This is a genomic window from Winogradskyella psychrotolerans (genome assembly GCF_018860545.1).
GTDB classification, from domain to species: domain Bacteria; phylum Bacteroidota; class Bacteroidia; order Flavobacteriales; family Flavobacteriaceae; genus Winogradskyella; species Winogradskyella psychrotolerans_A.
Map to the genome: position 1 here is coordinate 159,455 of NZ_JAHKPN010000026.1, position 15,879 is coordinate 175,333.

A 15,879-nucleotide genomic window follows, 5' to 3' on the forward strand; every position below is an offset into this window, starting at 1 on the left:
TACTTTAGCGATACAAAAGTATTGTTTTTTTAAACGACAACAAGGTATTGTGATGTAATGTGTATGGTTTGGTAATTCTTAAAGAATGAAGTCTAATTCTCCGATTCCATCTTAAGTCGTTCTTCATTAGCAATTCGCTGCAATTCTATATTCTCTGGATCTTTCATCTCATTCTTCATGGCCTCTACATAGTCAGGGAAATCGCTATAGGTCATCTCTAAAATAGTTTCAGATTTTGTCAAGAATAATAGCAAACCTATACCAAAAATTAGAGTAAGCCGTATTAAAAGTGATTTGTAAAGCTTGGTTTTAGTATTAATAAATTTAATTAAAACAACTCCAACTATAGGAAAAAGGCTAATTAATCCTATCAATAAATTGATGCTACCATAAGGCCATCTTTGAAACTTAAATAAAATACTAATCGTCATTATTGATAAAACCAACCCTGTCCCTACGGTTCCTATGATTCGTAACGTGCTAATGCCTTTATAGGATTCTGTTTTAAATAAATTTCTAAATCCAATTTGATTTAATAGCCCAACGCTGAAAAAAAAATACAGAATCGACAATACTAAAGTGAGTTGCGTAATTAACAGGGAAGCATACGGGTATATAACCAATAGTCTTAGAGTCATTAATAATAAAATTCCTACTCCAATAATTAGTTCTGTTTGTTTCATTTTTTAGTGATTTAGATGTTCTATGCTAAAGATAAAATAAGAATTCAGCCACTGCATTTGAACTTGTATTTCCTGCTTCAACTCATTTAATTTGTCGAGTTCATTCTGTTTTAATGCTTGAAGCACTTTAGGTATTGGATTTTAAATGGTTTCTGTGTTTTGTAATACCCCGAATTTATTTTCCTTAGTTCAGTCTCTATCATAATATGATTGGCTTTTTGGGTTTTGTTGTAATCTTCAATCCTAGTCTAGATCTTATAATTACGTTCTATAAACATATAGCGTTACTCAAATCTGTTATATGTCCCGAGGTGATACCAAAAACGAAACCCTCAAGGTGGGCTGTTTTTGCAATTTTTATAGATGGTTTTGGCGACATTAAAACTAAAATGATTTGGAAATTCTACGCCTTTTTTATGCAAAGCAGCGTTGTACGGTTGATGTCTCTACACTATAATACAGTCAATTTATGTCTGTGATTTTGCTTCTTTTACGTCAATAGGCACTTCAATTAATGTGTTATCCCAAGCCATGGTTAATTTTAAATGCCCGGTTTTATTATCAAAAGCAATAGTAAAGCGTTCTACGGTAACGTCTAGTTCCTCTGAAGGTACTTGAAATTCGAGTGCATCGTAATTTGGATCCCACATAGGTTCCATTTTTTCATTAACACCCCAATCATATTGTTTGGAGTTAAACATCACTTTCCATGAGTCTTTCATTGGGACTGTCCAAATGGTATATTTTCCTTTTTTTAATACGATACCGTCAATTAATAAATCTTGGTTGGTTTCAAAAGTCGTTGCTTCGTTAGCTCCTGTTCGCCATACTTTGTCAAATGGGACTAGTGCACCAAAAATTTCACGATCTCGTTTTGAAGGTCTGTTATATTCTACTTTAAGCGTTAAATCATTGAGAGATATTTCAGCAGTATCTTTTGGACTTAACGGAGGTGAAAAAATATCTTCAACAAATACGGAATATAATAGCAAGCCTAAAGCTAAAATAGATAAGATGATAAGGAGGCGTTTTAACATAGTTGAGACTCTTAAAATAAAATAGGTTAAAATTAAAATGCAAACTTATGCATTCCATATTTAAAGATAATTGAAATCCATAACTTTATAGATGTCAAACGTTGAATTTTATGGAAATCTTATAAAATTGAAAATAATTTGAAGATTCTTGCAACACTTCAAATTTTATGTCGTCTTTAAGGTGTAACCAATCAAAAAACTAAAACCAAAATCAGCACGTTTCAAATTCATATTGTTGAAAAATGTAGGCAGAATGATAGACAAGCGCAGATGCAATTGTACAATCAATACTGTAATGGCATGCTAACCGTAGCACTCAGATTTGTTAATGATACGATGGAGGCCGAGGATGTTGTACAAGAAGCGTTTATTAAAGCGTTTTCTAAATTAGAACAATACAAAGCGGAAGTAAGCTTTGGAGCATGGCTGAAACGTATCGTTATTAATACATGTATTGATGTTGTAAAGTCGAAAAAACAACGTATCGTAGAATTAGAAGCCTATCATTTAAATGTTATTGAAGACAACAATGATAAAGACTGGACAGTTGACGAAGGGATTTCAATGGATGACGTTAAAATAGCGATAGAGGCACTGCCAGAAAAATACAAGTTTGTTGTGTTGCTGTATTTAATGGAAGGCTACGATCATAAAGAGATTTCTGAAATTTTAAATATTACAGAGATTGCTTCTCGAACACAACTATCGCGAGGAAAGCAAAAATTAAAAGATGCATTAAAACTGAAAAGAAATGGGACAAGATCTTAGAAATTTATGTAAACAAGACCCAAAGGATCAGCAAGCAACAATGTCTGAAGGTCATGAAGCACGTTTTCTTGAAAAATTAGAAAATGAGTTTCCTATAGAGAAAAAACAAACTAATAGATTCGGGTTTTTAAATATAGCAGCGAGTGTCATTGTATTGTTAGGGTTAAGTTACGGAGGGTATCGCTATTTTCAAACTCCTTCAGAAACAGTTGAGCCAACTAAAGTTGTTGATGCCCCAATTAAAACTTTGGGAGATGTGTCACCAGACTTAAAAAAGGTGGAAGATTACTATTTGGCAAGTATTAATCTGGAGCTATCTAAAGTGCAACTCACCCCAGAAAATAAAGAATTATTTGATGGCTACGTCGGAAGGCTGAAAGAGTTAAATGATGAATATAAAACCTTAACGTTAGAGTTAAACAACAACGGCCCCAATGCCGCCACTTTAGATGCACTTATCAATAATCTGAAGTTTAGACTCAATTTAGTAATGCGCCTTAAAGAAAAATTATTGGAATTTAAAGACGATTCCGTGACACAAGAAACTTTATAAAGAATCAATCAATCAATTAATCAAAAAACGAACAGATGTTACGCGGCTTTGCTGGGTACATCTAAAAAAATCAAACATTATGAACACCATTAGAATTTTAGTTATGTGTCTAATAACCACGTTTTGTTATGCACAGAAAAAGATGAGTAAAACATCACAATCCATCAAAGTGAATAAGGCTGTGGTTGTAGAATTATACACCAGCTATGTAGAGATAGAGATAGACACCTGGAATAAAGATGTCGTTGAAGTTGAAGCTTATATTGAGGGAGATAAATTATCTGACGAGGAATTAAAAAACGCATTAAAAGTATGGCAACTTAAAGTTGAAGGTTCTAATGATAAGGTTGTTATTTCCTCTACAGGAGGTCTGAATTCGGTATCATATCCTCATGAAGATTATGCCGACGTATTACAAGAACTGGAGTACCAGTTAATTGAATTACCAGCAGTGCCCGTGATGCCAGAACTACCAATGATGCCGGCATTAGTAGAAATGCCAGCCATGCCAGAAATGCCAGCCATGCCTGTAATGCCAAAACTGCCAAAGTTGCCCAAAAACATTACAACAATAGATTTTGATTACGAAGCATATCAAAAGGATGGTGAGGACTATTTAGCTGAATGGAGCAAAAAGTATGAAAAGCAAGGTGGTAAAGAATTTCAGAAAAAGATGGAAGACTGGGCACGTAAGTTTGGAGACTCAGGATATCAGGAGAAAATGGAAAAATGGGGAGAAGAATACGGGAAGCGTTTTGAAGGCAAATGGGCAAAAGATATGGAAAAATGGGGAGAGAAATTTGGAGAGACCTACGGTAAGGATATGGAAAAATGGGGAGAGGAATTTGGTGAAAAATTTGGAAAGGAATGGGAAGAAAAAATGGAAGCTTGGGGAGAGCGTTTAGAGAAACAAATGGAACAACGGGCCGAAGCTATGGAAAAAAGAGGTGAGTCTTTAGAGAAAAGGCAAGAAGCGCTTGCCAAACAATACGAACATATGGCGGATAGAAGTTCTTCTGTTTATGTAAAGCGTTTAGAATCGGGAAACAAGAGTAAAACAAAAAAGGTGATTAAAATTAAAATCCCTAAAAAAGCCCAACTAAAAACCAATATTAGACACGGTGAACTGAAAATAACCTCTACAATACACAATATGAAAGGCGATATTTCGCATTCATTTTTAGTAGCAGAACACATTGATGGAAGCGAGACTTCCATCAATGTCTCTTATTCGCCAGTCATGGTGAATACCTGGAACCTAGGAACTTTAAATCTCAATTTTGTAGATAAAGCTCAGATTAAAACCGCTCAAAATTTAGTGCTCAATTCGAAATCGTCTAATATAACCGTTGGGAATTTGAATGATACTGCTATTATTGATGGCAGTTTCGGTGATTTAACGATTTCTAATTTAAGTGCCACCTTTAAGAATCTTAATTTAGTATTAGAAAATAGCGATGCACTAATCAACTTGCCACAAGCTATAGATTATACGCTGTACTTTAAAGGCAACCGTTCAAAGTATAATAACAAAACGACTGAACAAAAAACAATTCGTCATTATCCTGATGGTCAGAATTCTAATCGAAATATTGTGGTCAATGCTAAATTTAGTAATGTGATTATTAATTAATCTTAAATCCGTATTTTTATAGAGAACTAACGACTTTAAACATAAATTATGAGATCCATCACTCAATTTGCTATAGTGTGCTTTTTTACAGCATGCTTTTTTTGTTGTAAAACAGATTCTAACACTAAAGTTAACTCAGAAGTCAATAACTATGATGCATTTATTTCAAAATTAAAAGCGAAGGGCATTGCTATAGGTAATATTCTAGTGTATAAAGATGGTGCTATTATATATCAAAGTTCTAACGGATTACGGTCTATAGACCCAATAGATTCGTTGAATTTAAACTCACAGTTTAGACTGGCATCCGTAAGCAAACAATTTACTGGTATGGCTATTATGAAATTAAAAGAAGCAGGTAAATTGGAGTATGATCAAAAGGTAAATACTATATTAACCGACTTTCCTTATGATCATATTACCGTTCGTCAATTATTGCATCATACTTCAGGACTTACAGATTACGAGCGTTTGATTGCTGAGAATTTTGTAAAGGAAGATTCGACTAAAAAGTACATTTTAGGTAATAATGAGATATTAACTGAGTTTTACCGTGTGAATCCGGAGTTAGATTTTCAACCTGGAGATAAATGGGAGTACAGTAATACAGGTTATTTGGTTTTAGCATCGATTGTAGAAAAAATATCGGGTCAACACTTTAAAGCGTTTTTAAAAGAACAGATTACAGATCCTGTGGGCATGACAAACACAACCTTGTACAGCTATCAAATAGAAGCTGATTCCACAATGCCTAATCGTGTATTTGGTTACCAATTGGCATTAAACCAGAACGATTTAGTGTCAAATGATTACCATATTGTAAACGATGTTAGAGGTGATGGAGGAATTTATTCAACCTTAGAAGATTTATACAAATGGAATATGGCCTTAGCTAACCATACTATAATTCCAAAAGCCTATTTAGATGACGCTTGGACGCCAGGTATTTTAAATAATGGAGATCTTACCAACTATGGTTTTGGTTGGTTTTTAGAGCAGGATCCATCCAAACCAAAAACAGTCTTTCACTCTGGTGGTTGGGTTGGTTTTGTAACGTTTTTATATAATGAACTCGATACAAAAAGTGGTTTTATAATATTAACCAACAATACAACCAATGACTTTGGAACCATTATAAATGGGATTTCAAATATTAGAGCCGGACAACCTTACGAAATGCCAAAAACAGCACTAGCTGCAGGAATGGCAAAGCGTATTTTAACAGAGGATTCAAACACGGCAATGCGCTACTACCATGCTCATAAAATGGATACCCTTAATTATTCGGTGTCTGAAGGAGATTTAAATGTGTTAGGCTATCAATTATTAAACGAAGATGAACTAGATGCAGCATTGGCTATTTTTAAATTAAATATTGAAGAACATCCCACTTCGGCAAATCCATACGATAGTTATGGTGATGCCTTATTGTTAAAAGGCGACTCTATACATGCGTTGAAGAATTTCAAAAAATGTTTCGAAATGGATAGTACCTTAACCTATGCAAAGGATAAATCTGAAAAATTAGAAGCCGCATTACAACCATGACCATATTAGATTTGCTAACCCAACTTGAAGCTCATCCTTTAGTGGATCCTTCTATTCCAAAAGCATCCTATATGCCTTTGGATTTATCCGTTGATAATTCAGAATTACAAGCTGTTAATGTTTCAGATGCGGAAGATTTAGAACGTTATATTTGGAGGTATATGATAGCTAATAAGGCTAAAATAGCTTATGGTGGTTATCTTGAAAAACGAGGAATTTACCAACGGAGTACATATTTTAATCAAACAAATCCAGAAACCGAACGCAATATTCACTTAGGATTAGATTTATGGATTGAGGCTGATACACCCATTTTTGCACCTTTAGCAGGAACCATTCACAGTTTTAAAAACAATACGAATCATGGTGATTATGGACCGACTATCATTTTAAAGCATCATAGTGAAGGGGGTGAGTTTTATACTTTGTATGGCCATTTAAGTATAGCATCCATTGAAGATTTAGAGGTTGGAGTAGAAGTGACCCAAGGTGCGCAAATTGGAACACTCGGCATGGCTAAGGTTAATGGAGATTATCCTCCGCATTTACACTTTCAGATCATACATGATATTCAAGATTTTAGTGGTGATTATCCTGGAGTGAGTAATCAACTCGATTTAGCCTTTTATAAAAACAACTGTCCTGATCCTAATTTGCTATTGAAGCTATATTAAGCTTTCTTTTCAGAAGTTTTATAAATCCATTCAACAATAAAGCACAACCCAATAATTCCAAGAGAGACCAACACTCCTGTAAGATTCGATTGGTATTGTTGATTAATTAAAATCACTAAGGCGATCAGGCACAATATACAGCCACTTATCGGAATGATTTTATTACTACCTGTGTCTTTGGTGCACTTAAAACCTACCCAATTGACAATTCCAAAAATGAGAATAAACCCAACGCTTCCAGCCGTTGAAATACTTTCTAAGTCAAGGATATTGACAAGCACTAATGTAGCGATTGCGGTTATTAATAAACCTATCGGCTGATTCCAGAGTTTAGAGGTAAAATGATGTGGCAATTCATCATCTTCGGCAATTTCAAAATTCACACGACTGCCTCCATATAAAGAGGCATTTATCGCGGAGAATGTAGAGATTAAGGCCGCAATAGTTATAATGGTGAAACCGATTTTACCAAGCATAGGTTTTGCGGCTTCGGCCAAAACATAATCTTCTGCGGTGGCAATGGTGTTAAAAGGCAATGAGCCCACCGTCACAATAGCGATGATTATATAGAGTACAATGACAAAGATTACAGAGTAATAGTAGGCTTTTGGGATGTTCTTTTCGGGATTTATAATATCTGGAGCTGCATTCGCAATGAGTTCAAAACCTTCATAAGCGACAAAAATCACCATGCCTGCTGCAAATAATTGTACGGGAGATTCCCAATTAGAAATGGCCAGTTGTGATAGGTTAGGGTTTCCAATAAGGCCGTAAGCACCAATACCAATAAACCCAATTAAAATAATTAGTTTTATGATGACGGCATACGATTCTATTTTCCCAACAACCGCAATACTATAATAATTTATCGCTGTGGCGAGGATGATAATAGCACTGGCATAAATATGAAAATCGATTGTAGTGTTTGAGGTAATGGCGAATAGATTAGGTGCATACGACCCAAAAGCAGAAGCGTAAAGCGAAAGCATAATAATATAACTCACCCAAAGCAAGTTATTAATGGCTCCACTAAAAATAGACACTCCAAAGCCTTGGTTAATAAACTTTACAGTGCCTCCACGATCCGGATATTTTTGAGATAGTTTCACATAACTATACGACGTGATTAATGCTAGAAGTCCAGCACATAAAAAGGCGACAGGTGTTCCGCCATGTGCGATAGAAACGGCTAATCCGAGAACGGCAAAAATACCACCACCAACCATACCACCTATACCAATAGAAATCGCGTCTTTTAAACTTATTTTGTCTGCCATAGTAATAAAACTGATTCGTTATTAGAAGGAGGATTTAAAAATTATGAATACACTAATGGCTTTAGGTTTTATCAATGGCGTTAGGTTTGTTTATCGTTTTAGAGGCGAATACATGCCCTAAATAGAAGCCCACAATCGCAAATACACCATCTGAAAGTGTAAACCATAGTTCTTTTGGCAACATCACGATATTAAAGAATGTAGCCGCAAGCATTAGCGCTCCAACGATGTAACTTGGCACCATACTGGTTTTAGATATTTTGGCCGCTACAAGCATTCCAATATACACACCAACGAAATGGGCGATGACGACACATATTTTCATGCCCACAGGAATCTTATTCATGTTGTTGCTTAGCCAGTCCATATTTAATGGGTCTGCGCCATCTGGTAGTGGAAATAGGTTATGACCGATTAGATTTTCGATGAGGTAAACACTTAGTGATGCTGCGATAAAGCCAATAATGGTGGCTAATACATGTCTCATTATTCCAATTGATTAGTGGTTATTATAAATGCTATGTGTATTTAAAGGTATGAATTATTATAGGGTTTCTTTTAACCACTTAAAAAATTCGTGTTGCCATACGAGTGCATTTTGAGGATTTAATACCCAGTGGTTCTCTTCAGGGAAATATAATAATTTGCTTTTCAATCCTAATAGTTGTGCCGCTTGGTAAGCGCTTAAGCCTTGTTCAATTGGCACTCTGTAATCTTTTCCACCTTGGATGATTAACATTGGCGTATTCCATTCTGCAACCTTGTTCACCGGATTAAATTCATTATAAGCCTTTTGTGCCTTTTTATTATCTTGGTCCCAATACGCTCCTCCAAAATCATGATTCACGAAGAATAATTCTTCGGTGGTGCCATACATCGATCTGGTATCAAAAACACCATCTTGAGAAATAAAGGTTTTAAAGCGGTTGTTGTGAATTCCGGCTAAATAAAACACAGAATAGCCACCAAAACTAGCACCAATAGCACCCAATCGGTCGTTGTCTACATAGGGTTCTTTGGCGATATCATCAATAGCAGACAGGTAATCGTCCATCACTTGGCCTCCCCAATCTTTACTAATATCTTCATTCCATTTTACACCATGGCCTGGCATGCCACGGCGGTTAGGTGCTACGACAATATAGCCTTGTGACGCCATGAGTTGGAAATTCCAACGGTACGAATAAAACTGAGATAAGGGAGATTGTGGTCCACCTTGCGCATATAATAAGGTTGGGTATTTTTTTGTCGCATCAAAATTAGGAGGTAGAATCACCCAAACCAACATTTGTTGGCCATCGGTTGTGGTGACGTAACGTTTTTCGACTTTGGGTAAATCGACACTATTGTATAAATCCTTGTTGATGTTGGTGAGTTGGGTAAAGCTTTTCTTTTTTAGGTTGAAATTATAAATATCAGCCGCATGGTTCATGTCGGTTCTGGTTACCAATAACGTCTTGTCTTTTTGAGCGATAATACTAGTCACATCAAACTGTCCTTCCGAAAGTTGTTCTACTACCGGAGCGATACGTTTTTTACCAGGATAATTCACTTTGAAAAGTTGAATGGTGCCGTCTACAGGTGCTGTGAAATAGACCGTGTTGCCATCGTTACTCCATAGAAAGCTTCTGACGGTGCCATCCCATTGTTGGGTTAGGTTTTGTTGTATGCCATTGTTTAAAACGATGATGTCGTTTTTATCGCTTTCGTAGCCATCGGTTTTCATTTGTAACCACGCCAATGCACCCGTTGAAGCAAACGCCGGATTGGTATCGTAGCCTTTGTTATCTTCTGTAATGTTCTCCGTGGTTTTTGTGGCTAAGGTGTATTTGTAAATGTCTGTATTGGTGCTGGTAGCATAGGCTTTGCCTTTTAGCTTTTTACTGACATAGTAAATGGCTTTACTGTCTGGCGACCAGATATAATCTTCATCACCACCAAACGGTTTTTGAGGGGTGTGATAAGGTTCGTTAGGCATAATGTCTATGGCTGAGGTATCCTCTGCACCGACTTTTTTATAAAATAAATGGTTGAAACTGCCATCGCTCCAAGTATCCCAATGGCGAATGTCTAAGTCTGAAAATATATACACATCAGACTTATCTAGATGCTTATAAGCGTCAGTTCCCTTTATGTTTTCGATATGAACCTCGTTATTAAATAACTGAAAGTTGCCATCTGCAGAGGTATTTTTGTCGGTTGCTTTGACGTCTTCCTCTTTTATTTCAACGCTAGCACCACCATCTACAGGCATTTTAAAGTACTTGGAATCGTAACTATTGTCTTCAATGTTTGGTGTTTTTACCTTAAAAAATAGGGTCGTTCCTTCGCTATCTAAACCCATAACACTAAGGCGTTCTACTTGCCATAATAATTCTGGGGTCATTGTTTTTTGTGCGATCATTAGGTTGCTTGTCAGGATTAATGTGAAAATAAAGAGGGTGTTTTTCATAATGGCTCATTCAATTATTTGCAAGTGTAAAGTTAAGAAGATTTTTCCATTGCATGGAACGGTAGTGTCAGTCTTCTGTATTTTTGCAGTAGGTTGATGGGGTGTATTTCCGTCTTAATTGCGGTGGATTATTGGTAATTTGGAGTAAAATGCCTCTAGGCCTTGGTATGACTCGCTTTAACCGTGCTTTAACCATATTATAAGCACGCTATAACCACGCTATAACCTGTATTTTTGGATGTGCGTTTTTTGCATGACCATGGGTTGAGTTTTGGTGTAACGCTATTTGGATTTGCTGCGATAGGTTATTGAATATAGCTTATTTTTTTAGCTTATCTCACACACATTTATGTATAAGAATTGTTACGAGTTTGTAATGTTTGATTTTGCGAAGGAAAATCAAACATTACAAACACGCAACGACCTTTGATTAAGCACTAAATCGCAATTATTTTTATACGATGTTAGCGGTTCGGCATTTTTTATACCTGTTTTTGTTATTCAATGTAATCAATCAATTCAATTTTAGAATTAAGAGCAAGAGCAATTTTAGAAAGTACATCTATACCAACAGAATAACGACCTTGTTCAATACGGCTAAGGTTTGCAGCATCGATATTAGCTAGTTGAGAAAGCTTTTTTGCTTCAATATTTTTTTCTTTTCGTAATTCCCGAATTCTAGCTCCAATTCTAATTCTTTCTTGGTTTAGGAAAATTCTTTCATCTTCTCTATCTCCTTTTCCTCCATTAATTGTTAGTCCTTCGTAATAAGTCATTTGTATCCAAATCCAATATTGCATTCCCATACCTGTATCATCTCCAATATTATCATTGAAATATTTTTCTAAATAATAAGCTAATCTTTCTGCATAGTATTGTTGATTTTGCTTAGGTGTTGAAAAAAGAGTTTTCCAAATAAACTTCTCTCCGTCTTGAGCAGTAACTTCGATAGTAAAGTCATCTGCAAATTTTGCTTGTATCATAATTATATTACCGTATTTATCGTGTTGCCGCCACTTTTTAATATTATTAAGCAAATATAAAAATAAATTAATAATTGGCATATTTGCCAATTGTTAATTTTAATAGATTCGAATAACCATCCTATCTTCTTTATCGATTGACCATTGTACTTGCCAAGTTCTTCCGTCTATTTGGTCGAGTAGGATGAAATTATAAATGTTTTTAGTTGAAAATAATCTATAAACAACACTACTATCTGTAGAAATATTTTGTATTGGTGTTTCTGAAGTATTTTGAGCGATTGAAATAGTTGTTAAAAATGTGAAAGTCAATGTGGCTAATATCGTTTTCATAATATTAAAATTTAATCTTTTTTTTATTTAGTTTTGTTTATTTGCTGACGCACAACTTGTTATAAAAGTACAGCCACTCACGTTATCCCTTTTTTAATTCCAGATAACAAAAACTATAGCACTCCATTCTTAGTTTATAAAACTACGCAATACTTTGCAAAGTTTAGTACGTGACTTTACGTACATTTTGATAAAAATAAGGTAGTTATGAGACTTATGGTTACTGTTTTCCGTAATGCTATAAAAAAAACTAAGCGGTTGCTGAGCATTTTAGATGGTGGTTGTTGGCGTTGGGTGGTTTTTGAAGTTCTCTAAGTGCTGTATACGATCATTGTAAATAGATTGATGCTTGATTGTGATGCTTCTCGATACATGCCGACAAAAAAGTCGGCACACTCGACATGACGGTGTTGTTTCGGTTTATATGTGTTGGTAAATATTTGACAGATAGAACTTCTGAGAGGATTTTGGTAAGTAGGCTAGGACTAGCACTACGTTATATGCGGTGTTGTAGCACGTTTTTTTATTCATTGATTAACTGTTCAGCTTTTCTGATAATTCTAGCATATTTTTCCAGTTCGTAAGAGATATTTTTTTTCTCAGATGGTTCTCCAGAAATTATTAATTCTCTTTGTTTTTTTTTCCAGTTGGTTATGTATGAAACAGCTCGAAAATTCTCTTCGATGTCAATACTGTAACCTTTTATTTTTGCAATAGAATCAGTAAGAAAGAAATACGTGTTTTCATATTCAATTATTTTAATTGGCTTATTTGCGACTAAATAGATTTCCGATTTTATTTCTCCATAATCAACATTCATTTCTTGGACTATTTTAAATATTCGATTTTCTTTATACCAAACTTTTAATTTAGTTTCGTTAGTCAAGTCAAAATTTGATTCGATTAATTCAGTGTCAGAATTGATTGATTTTGATTGTTTATCAATTTCAGTCATTTTGTTATCTTGTCCAAAAACAAAAAATCCAATTAGGGTCAATATGATTACGAAAGTTTTTTTCAAAATGTTATACGTTGTTGTCAACTGGCTTTATTCACTTCGGTCAATTGAAATTCCTTTTAGAAGAAGTTCCATTCCCCATTTTAATAGTTTTTTAGATTGCTCATTGTTTAATCCGCAAACATCTTTCGTTACAATAAGTGGTTCAACCCCCATTAGAACAGTAAATAAGTTTTGAATATTTTTGATTTCCGTTTTTGTTAGGTTAGTTTCTTCCAACACCATTTTAAGCGTTTTACTCCTTCTTGCGCCTCTTTTGTTATGTTGAGAATCAGAAGTAAGTACAATACTTAAGTAATTCCTAAATGCATTTTCGTTGTCAAGAGCAAGATTATTATAGTATTCTTGTACACCCAAGAGTTTATCCTTTATTTCCAAACCCTGTAAATTTTCATATATGGTTTTCGGGCTTTTTGTGTTGATGTCTATTCCTGCTTCGGCAGACAATAGGTCAATATTAGAGTAATATCGATATATCGTTGCCCTTGAAACCCCTGCTTTTTCAGCCACATCTTCAAGTGTGAATTTTTCACCATAATTCATAAGCTCTTGGGTGCTGGATAGTATTTTTTCCCGGGTTTCTTGTTTTTGCTTTACTCTTCCTTTTTTTAAATACTCATTTTTCATAAGACAAATATCTTATAAAATTTGTAAAATTCAAAAATACCTTTTATGTTTGTGAGACAAAAATCTTATAAAATGAATAGTAATACAACAAAATGGGTGCTTGGACACAAAATAACACCTTATGAAACAACAGGGGATTACGATTTAATGATGGGTGAAACACCCGCAATGGTGCAAGGTCCGCCACCACACTTACACCATTCTTTCAAAGAGGTATTTTTGATGGTAGAAGGCGAAATGGAATTTATGGTTAACGGTGAAATAAAAGTTTGTAAAGCGGGGGAATCAATTGATATTCCACCTGAAACATTGCATACATTCGGTAACAAGTCCAATAGGCCTTGTAAATGGATAAACATTCATAGTCCGAAAGGTTTCCGCAATTTTTTTGAAACATTAGGGGTTTCTATTAACGACCTAAACGCTCAAGAAAAGTCAGTAGCACCCGAAATTATTCAAGAGGTAATAAAAACAGCGGGCGATTATGATATGATAATTAAAATGTAGTTTCATTATCAGCTTGTTGCCAACTTTTGCAGAGAGTTTTAGGTGGTGGTTTTAGGCGTTGGGTGGTTTTTGAAGTTCTCTAAGTGACGTGTATGGTCATTGTAAATAGATTGATGCTTGGTTGTGATGCTTCTCGATACATTAAGACAAAAAGGTCGGGACACTCGAAGTGACGGTGTGGGAGGGTTTTATAGGCGTTGGTATATAAGTTACAGATAGATCCGAGCGCAGCGAATTGGTGAAGCACTATTCTGTGAGGATTTTGGTAAGTAGGAGAGGACTAGCTATAAATTATATGCGGTGTTGTAAACAGTTTTATTCGCAAATTAAATTGTAATCGTTGACTAATTCAATAATATCGATTTCTTCATAAAGGTCTTCTTTTAAGTACTCAGTCAGATTTTTACAATCTGAAAAATATTTGAGAGCTCTGTTTTTTAAAATCGCTTAAGGAATAATGAGATATTAATGGTGTTAGTTTTGTTTCGTCTTCTCTAATGACATAAAATTCTTGTTCTTCTTCATAATGATATTTAAAAACATCCACATCCGAGTTTGGATTATAAGGATGGTCAATAATTTTTTCTTTGTGTTCAATAGCTACAGTTCTAGTGTATAACTTTACCTTTCCATCAAGTAATAATTTAAAAATTCTATATTTTCGTTTTTTTAATGGTGCATATTCATAATATCCAGGATTTGCATCATAAGTGTTAAATATGATTTTTTTCACTTGCGATTTGTCATAGCTATTGACATATCCTTGCATATCTTCTTTAAACTCAACTTCTGATTTTCCTAATGAAACCAATCTAGCAACATTCATTGGAATCTGTATAAATCCAACTAATGAATCTCCATTCTTTAAAATTAGTTGACCTGAAGTCCATTCATATTGAGCATAACTTAAAAAACAATTTAGTAATAAAAATGTTAAAGTTAACCTTGTTTTCATTGGTAAGTTAGTTGTTTACAACGTTTATGTATAAGAATAGTTGCGTGTTTATGTGCGAGGATTTTCCGAAGGAAAATCAGAAGCTAGCAAACAAAGCAACTCACATTGGTTAAGCTAAAACTAGCAATTTTTTATATGCGGTGTTAGCAAAAGTTTTTTATTCCTTATTCAAAAATTCAGTTACTAAATTATTCTTTTCAAATTCCATTTCGCAAGTCCAACTGTCTATAAACCATCTTCCATTTTCATAATGAAGTTGAACGCTATTTAGTCCTCTAATATTTGATTCAGTTTTTAGGTCAGTTCGTATTTCAAATGCACTCCAAACTTGCGCAATATTTCCAAACTTACTAACTACTCGTTTCAGTTCCTTTTCATAAAAATCCTCTTTTGGTGATAATCCAATTGGTATATATTCTGCCTCCAAAGAATGAGTTTCCGCTTTTCCATTTTCATCAATTCTTGTAATAAAAGCATTTTTTGAATGAATAAAACTATCTCTTTCAAACTCCCAAGGTTCACTACTCGAGCCAGAAACAACATCATAATACGCATTCATTATCGCATCTACTGATTTTACGTCTTTTGCGTATTTGTCATTATTAGTTTGTCCAAAAATTGAATTACAAGCGAAAATTATGCTAATTGATGTAAGTATTATTTTGTTCATATCGTTTGGTTTTTAAATTTTTGTTAACGGTTTTGTGTATGATTTCGTTGCGTGTTTAAGCACTAAAGTTAGCTAACAAATCACAGATAGAAAATTCCAGCGGAATTTTCGTAAGTAAGCTATAACTAGCAATGAATTATACACATCTTAAGTTTGATTTC

Annotated in this window: 17 protein-coding genes; 6 read left to right on the forward strand and 11 right to left on the reverse strand. The window is 34.6% G+C overall.

The features are described 5' to 3' along the window. Window positions 1-92 precede the first annotated feature (92 nt). Both KO515_RS10145 and KO515_RS10150 read right to left on the reverse strand, forming a co-directional pair. On the reverse strand, window positions 93-683 hold the full coding sequence (locus tag KO515_RS10145; protein WP_215936245.1) for a hypothetical protein: 591 nt from the start codon (window positions 681-683) through the stop codon (window positions 93-95). A 467-nt stretch (window positions 684-1,150) separates the two neighbouring features. Beyond that, a complete protein-coding gene (locus KO515_RS10150) occupies window positions 1,151-1,720 on the reverse strand; it encodes a DUF2911 domain-containing protein (RefSeq protein ID WP_215936246.1) in 570 nt (189 codons plus the stop codon). 270 nt (window positions 1,721-1,990) lie between these two features. On the opposite strand from KO515_RS10150, the gene KO515_RS10155 reads away from it, so the two are divergent. The 5 genes from KO515_RS10155 to KO515_RS10175 all read left to right on the forward strand — a co-directional run bounded on the left by KO515_RS10155 (window position 1,991) and on the right by KO515_RS10175 (window position 6,896). Further along, entirely contained in the window at window positions 1,991-2,488 is a 498-nt protein-coding gene (locus KO515_RS10155; protein WP_252723836.1) for a sigma-70 family RNA polymerase sigma factor, read from the forward strand. Further along, window positions 2,472-3,041 (forward strand): hypothetical protein, encoded by a 570-nt coding sequence (locus KO515_RS10160; protein WP_215936247.1) that lies wholly within the window; start codon window positions 2,472-2,474, stop codon window positions 3,039-3,041. The genes KO515_RS10155 and KO515_RS10160 overlap by 17 nt, the downstream gene beginning before the upstream one ends. 142 nt (window positions 3,042-3,183) lie before the next feature. Next, the gene (locus KO515_RS10165) at window positions 3,184-4,674 is read left to right on the forward strand and encodes a hypothetical protein (RefSeq protein ID WP_215936248.1); all 1,491 of its coding nucleotides are present in this window, start codon (window positions 3,184-3,186) and stop codon (window positions 4,672-4,674) included. Window positions 4,675-4,722: 48 nt separating this feature from the next. Further along, a complete protein-coding gene (locus KO515_RS10170; protein WP_215936249.1) occupies window positions 4,723-6,222 on the forward strand; it encodes a serine hydrolase domain-containing protein in 1,500 nt (499 codons plus the stop codon). Continuing rightward, window positions 6,219-6,896, forward strand: a complete 678-nt coding sequence (locus KO515_RS10175) for a peptidoglycan DD-metalloendopeptidase family protein (protein WP_215936250.1) — start codon at window positions 6,219-6,221, stop codon at window positions 6,894-6,896. Before KO515_RS10170 ends, KO515_RS10175 begins: the two co-directional genes overlap by 4 nt. Here the strand turns inward: KO515_RS10175 and KO515_RS10180 are convergent. The 7 genes from KO515_RS10180 to KO515_RS10210 all read right to left on the reverse strand — a co-directional run bounded on the left by KO515_RS10180 (window position 6,893) and on the right by KO515_RS10210 (window position 13,586). Next, complete coding sequence (locus KO515_RS10180) at window positions 6,893-8,173, reverse strand: APC family permease (RefSeq protein WP_215936251.1); 1,281 nt, start codon at window positions 8,171-8,173, stop codon at window positions 6,893-6,895. The two genes, KO515_RS10175 and KO515_RS10180, sit on opposite strands and share 4 nt — an antisense overlap. Before the next feature lie 61 nt (window positions 8,174-8,234). Continuing rightward, window positions 8,235-8,660 (reverse strand): hypothetical protein, encoded by a 426-nt coding sequence (locus KO515_RS10185; RefSeq protein WP_215936252.1) that lies wholly within the window; start codon window positions 8,658-8,660, stop codon window positions 8,235-8,237. 57 nt (window positions 8,661-8,717) lie between these two features. Then, window positions 8,718-10,625 carry a S9 family peptidase gene (locus KO515_RS10190; RefSeq protein ID WP_215936253.1) on the reverse strand — a complete coding sequence of 636 codons (1,908 nt, stop codon included), beginning with the start codon at window positions 10,623-10,625 and terminating at the stop codon, window positions 8,718-8,720. A gap of 497 nt (window positions 10,626-11,122) precedes the next feature. Beyond that, window positions 11,123-11,689: a helix-turn-helix domain-containing protein gene (locus tag KO515_RS10195; RefSeq protein ID WP_252723838.1), complete on the reverse strand. Its 567-nt coding sequence runs from the start codon at window positions 11,687-11,689 to the stop codon at window positions 11,123-11,125. An 18-nt stretch (window positions 11,690-11,707) separates the two neighbouring features. Further along, the gene (locus tag KO515_RS10200) at window positions 11,708-11,941 is read right to left on the reverse strand and encodes a hypothetical protein (RefSeq protein WP_215936255.1); all 234 of its coding nucleotides are present in this window, start codon (window positions 11,939-11,941) and stop codon (window positions 11,708-11,710) included. Between the two features lie 523 nt (window positions 11,942-12,464). Next, window positions 12,465-12,962, reverse strand: a complete 498-nt coding sequence (locus KO515_RS10205; protein WP_215936256.1) for a hypothetical protein — start codon at window positions 12,960-12,962, stop codon at window positions 12,465-12,467. A 27-nt stretch (window positions 12,963-12,989) separates the two neighbouring features. Further along, window positions 12,990-13,586, reverse strand: a complete 597-nt coding sequence (locus KO515_RS10210) for a TetR/AcrR family transcriptional regulator (RefSeq protein ID WP_215936257.1) — start codon at window positions 13,584-13,586, stop codon at window positions 12,990-12,992. A 72-nt stretch (window positions 13,587-13,658) separates the two neighbouring features. Between KO515_RS10210 and KO515_RS10215 the strand changes: the two genes are divergently transcribed. Beyond that, entirely contained in the window at window positions 13,659-14,093 is a 435-nt protein-coding gene (locus KO515_RS10215) for a cupin domain-containing protein (RefSeq protein ID WP_215936258.1), read from the forward strand. A gap of 403 nt (window positions 14,094-14,496) precedes the next feature. Here KO515_RS10215 and KO515_RS10220 read toward each other — a convergent pair whose 3' ends face one another. Further along, the gene (locus KO515_RS10220; RefSeq protein WP_215936259.1) at window positions 14,497-15,048 is read right to left on the reverse strand and encodes a hypothetical protein; all 552 of its coding nucleotides are present in this window, start codon (window positions 15,046-15,048) and stop codon (window positions 14,497-14,499) included. Between the two features lie 157 nt (window positions 15,049-15,205). Then, on the reverse strand, window positions 15,206-15,718 hold the full coding sequence (locus KO515_RS10225; protein WP_215936260.1) for a hypothetical protein: 513 nt from the start codon (window positions 15,716-15,718) through the stop codon (window positions 15,206-15,208). Between the last annotated feature and the right edge of the window lie 161 nt (window positions 15,719-15,879).

Coding starts and splice junctions, on each gene's coding strand:
- KO515_RS10145 (WP_215936245.1), bottom strand. CDS start 683: ATGAAACAAACAGAACTAATTATTGGAGTAGGAATTTTATTATTAATG.
- KO515_RS10150 (WP_215936246.1), bottom strand. CDS start 1,720: ATGTTAAAACGCCTCCTTATCATCTTATCTATTTTAGCTTTAGGCTTG.
- KO515_RS10155 (WP_252723836.1), top strand. CDS start 1,991: ATGCAATTGTACAATCAATACTGTAATGGCATGCTAACCGTAGCACTC.
- KO515_RS10160 (WP_215936247.1), top strand. CDS start 2,472: ATGGGACAAGATCTTAGAAATTTATGTAAACAAGACCCAAAGGATCAG.
- KO515_RS10165 (WP_215936248.1), top strand. CDS start 3,184: ATGAGTAAAACATCACAATCCATCAAAGTGAATAAGGCTGTGGTTGTA.
- KO515_RS10170 (WP_215936249.1), top strand. CDS start 4,723: ATGAGATCCATCACTCAATTTGCTATAGTGTGCTTTTTTACAGCATGC.
- KO515_RS10175 (WP_215936250.1), top strand. CDS start 6,219: ATGACCATATTAGATTTGCTAACCCAACTTGAAGCTCATCCTTTAGTG.
- KO515_RS10180 (WP_215936251.1), bottom strand. CDS start 8,173: ATGGCAGACAAAATAAGTTTAAAAGACGCGATTTCTATTGGTATAGGT.
- KO515_RS10185 (WP_215936252.1), bottom strand. CDS start 8,660: ATGAGACATGTATTAGCCACCATTATTGGCTTTATCGCAGCATCACTA.
- KO515_RS10190 (WP_215936253.1), bottom strand. CDS start 10,625: ATGAAAAACACCCTCTTTATTTTCACATTAATCCTGACAAGCAACCTA.
- KO515_RS10195 (WP_252723838.1), bottom strand. CDS start 11,689: ATGCCAATTATTAATTTATTTTTATATTTGCTTAATAATATTAAAAAG.
- KO515_RS10200 (WP_215936255.1), bottom strand. CDS start 11,941: ATGAAAACGATATTAGCCACATTGACTTTCACATTTTTAACAACTATT.
- KO515_RS10210 (WP_215936257.1), bottom strand. CDS start 13,586: ATGAAAAATGAGTATTTAAAAAAAGGAAGAGTAAAGCAAAAACAAGAA.
- KO515_RS10215 (WP_215936258.1), top strand. CDS start 13,659: ATGAATAGTAATACAACAAAATGGGTGCTTGGACACAAAATAACACCT.
- KO515_RS10220 (WP_215936259.1), bottom strand. CDS start 15,048: ATGAAAACAAGGTTAACTTTAACATTTTTATTACTAAATTGTTTTTTA.
- KO515_RS10225 (WP_215936260.1), bottom strand. CDS start 15,718: ATGAACAAAATAATACTTACATCAATTAGCATAATTTTCGCTTGTAAT.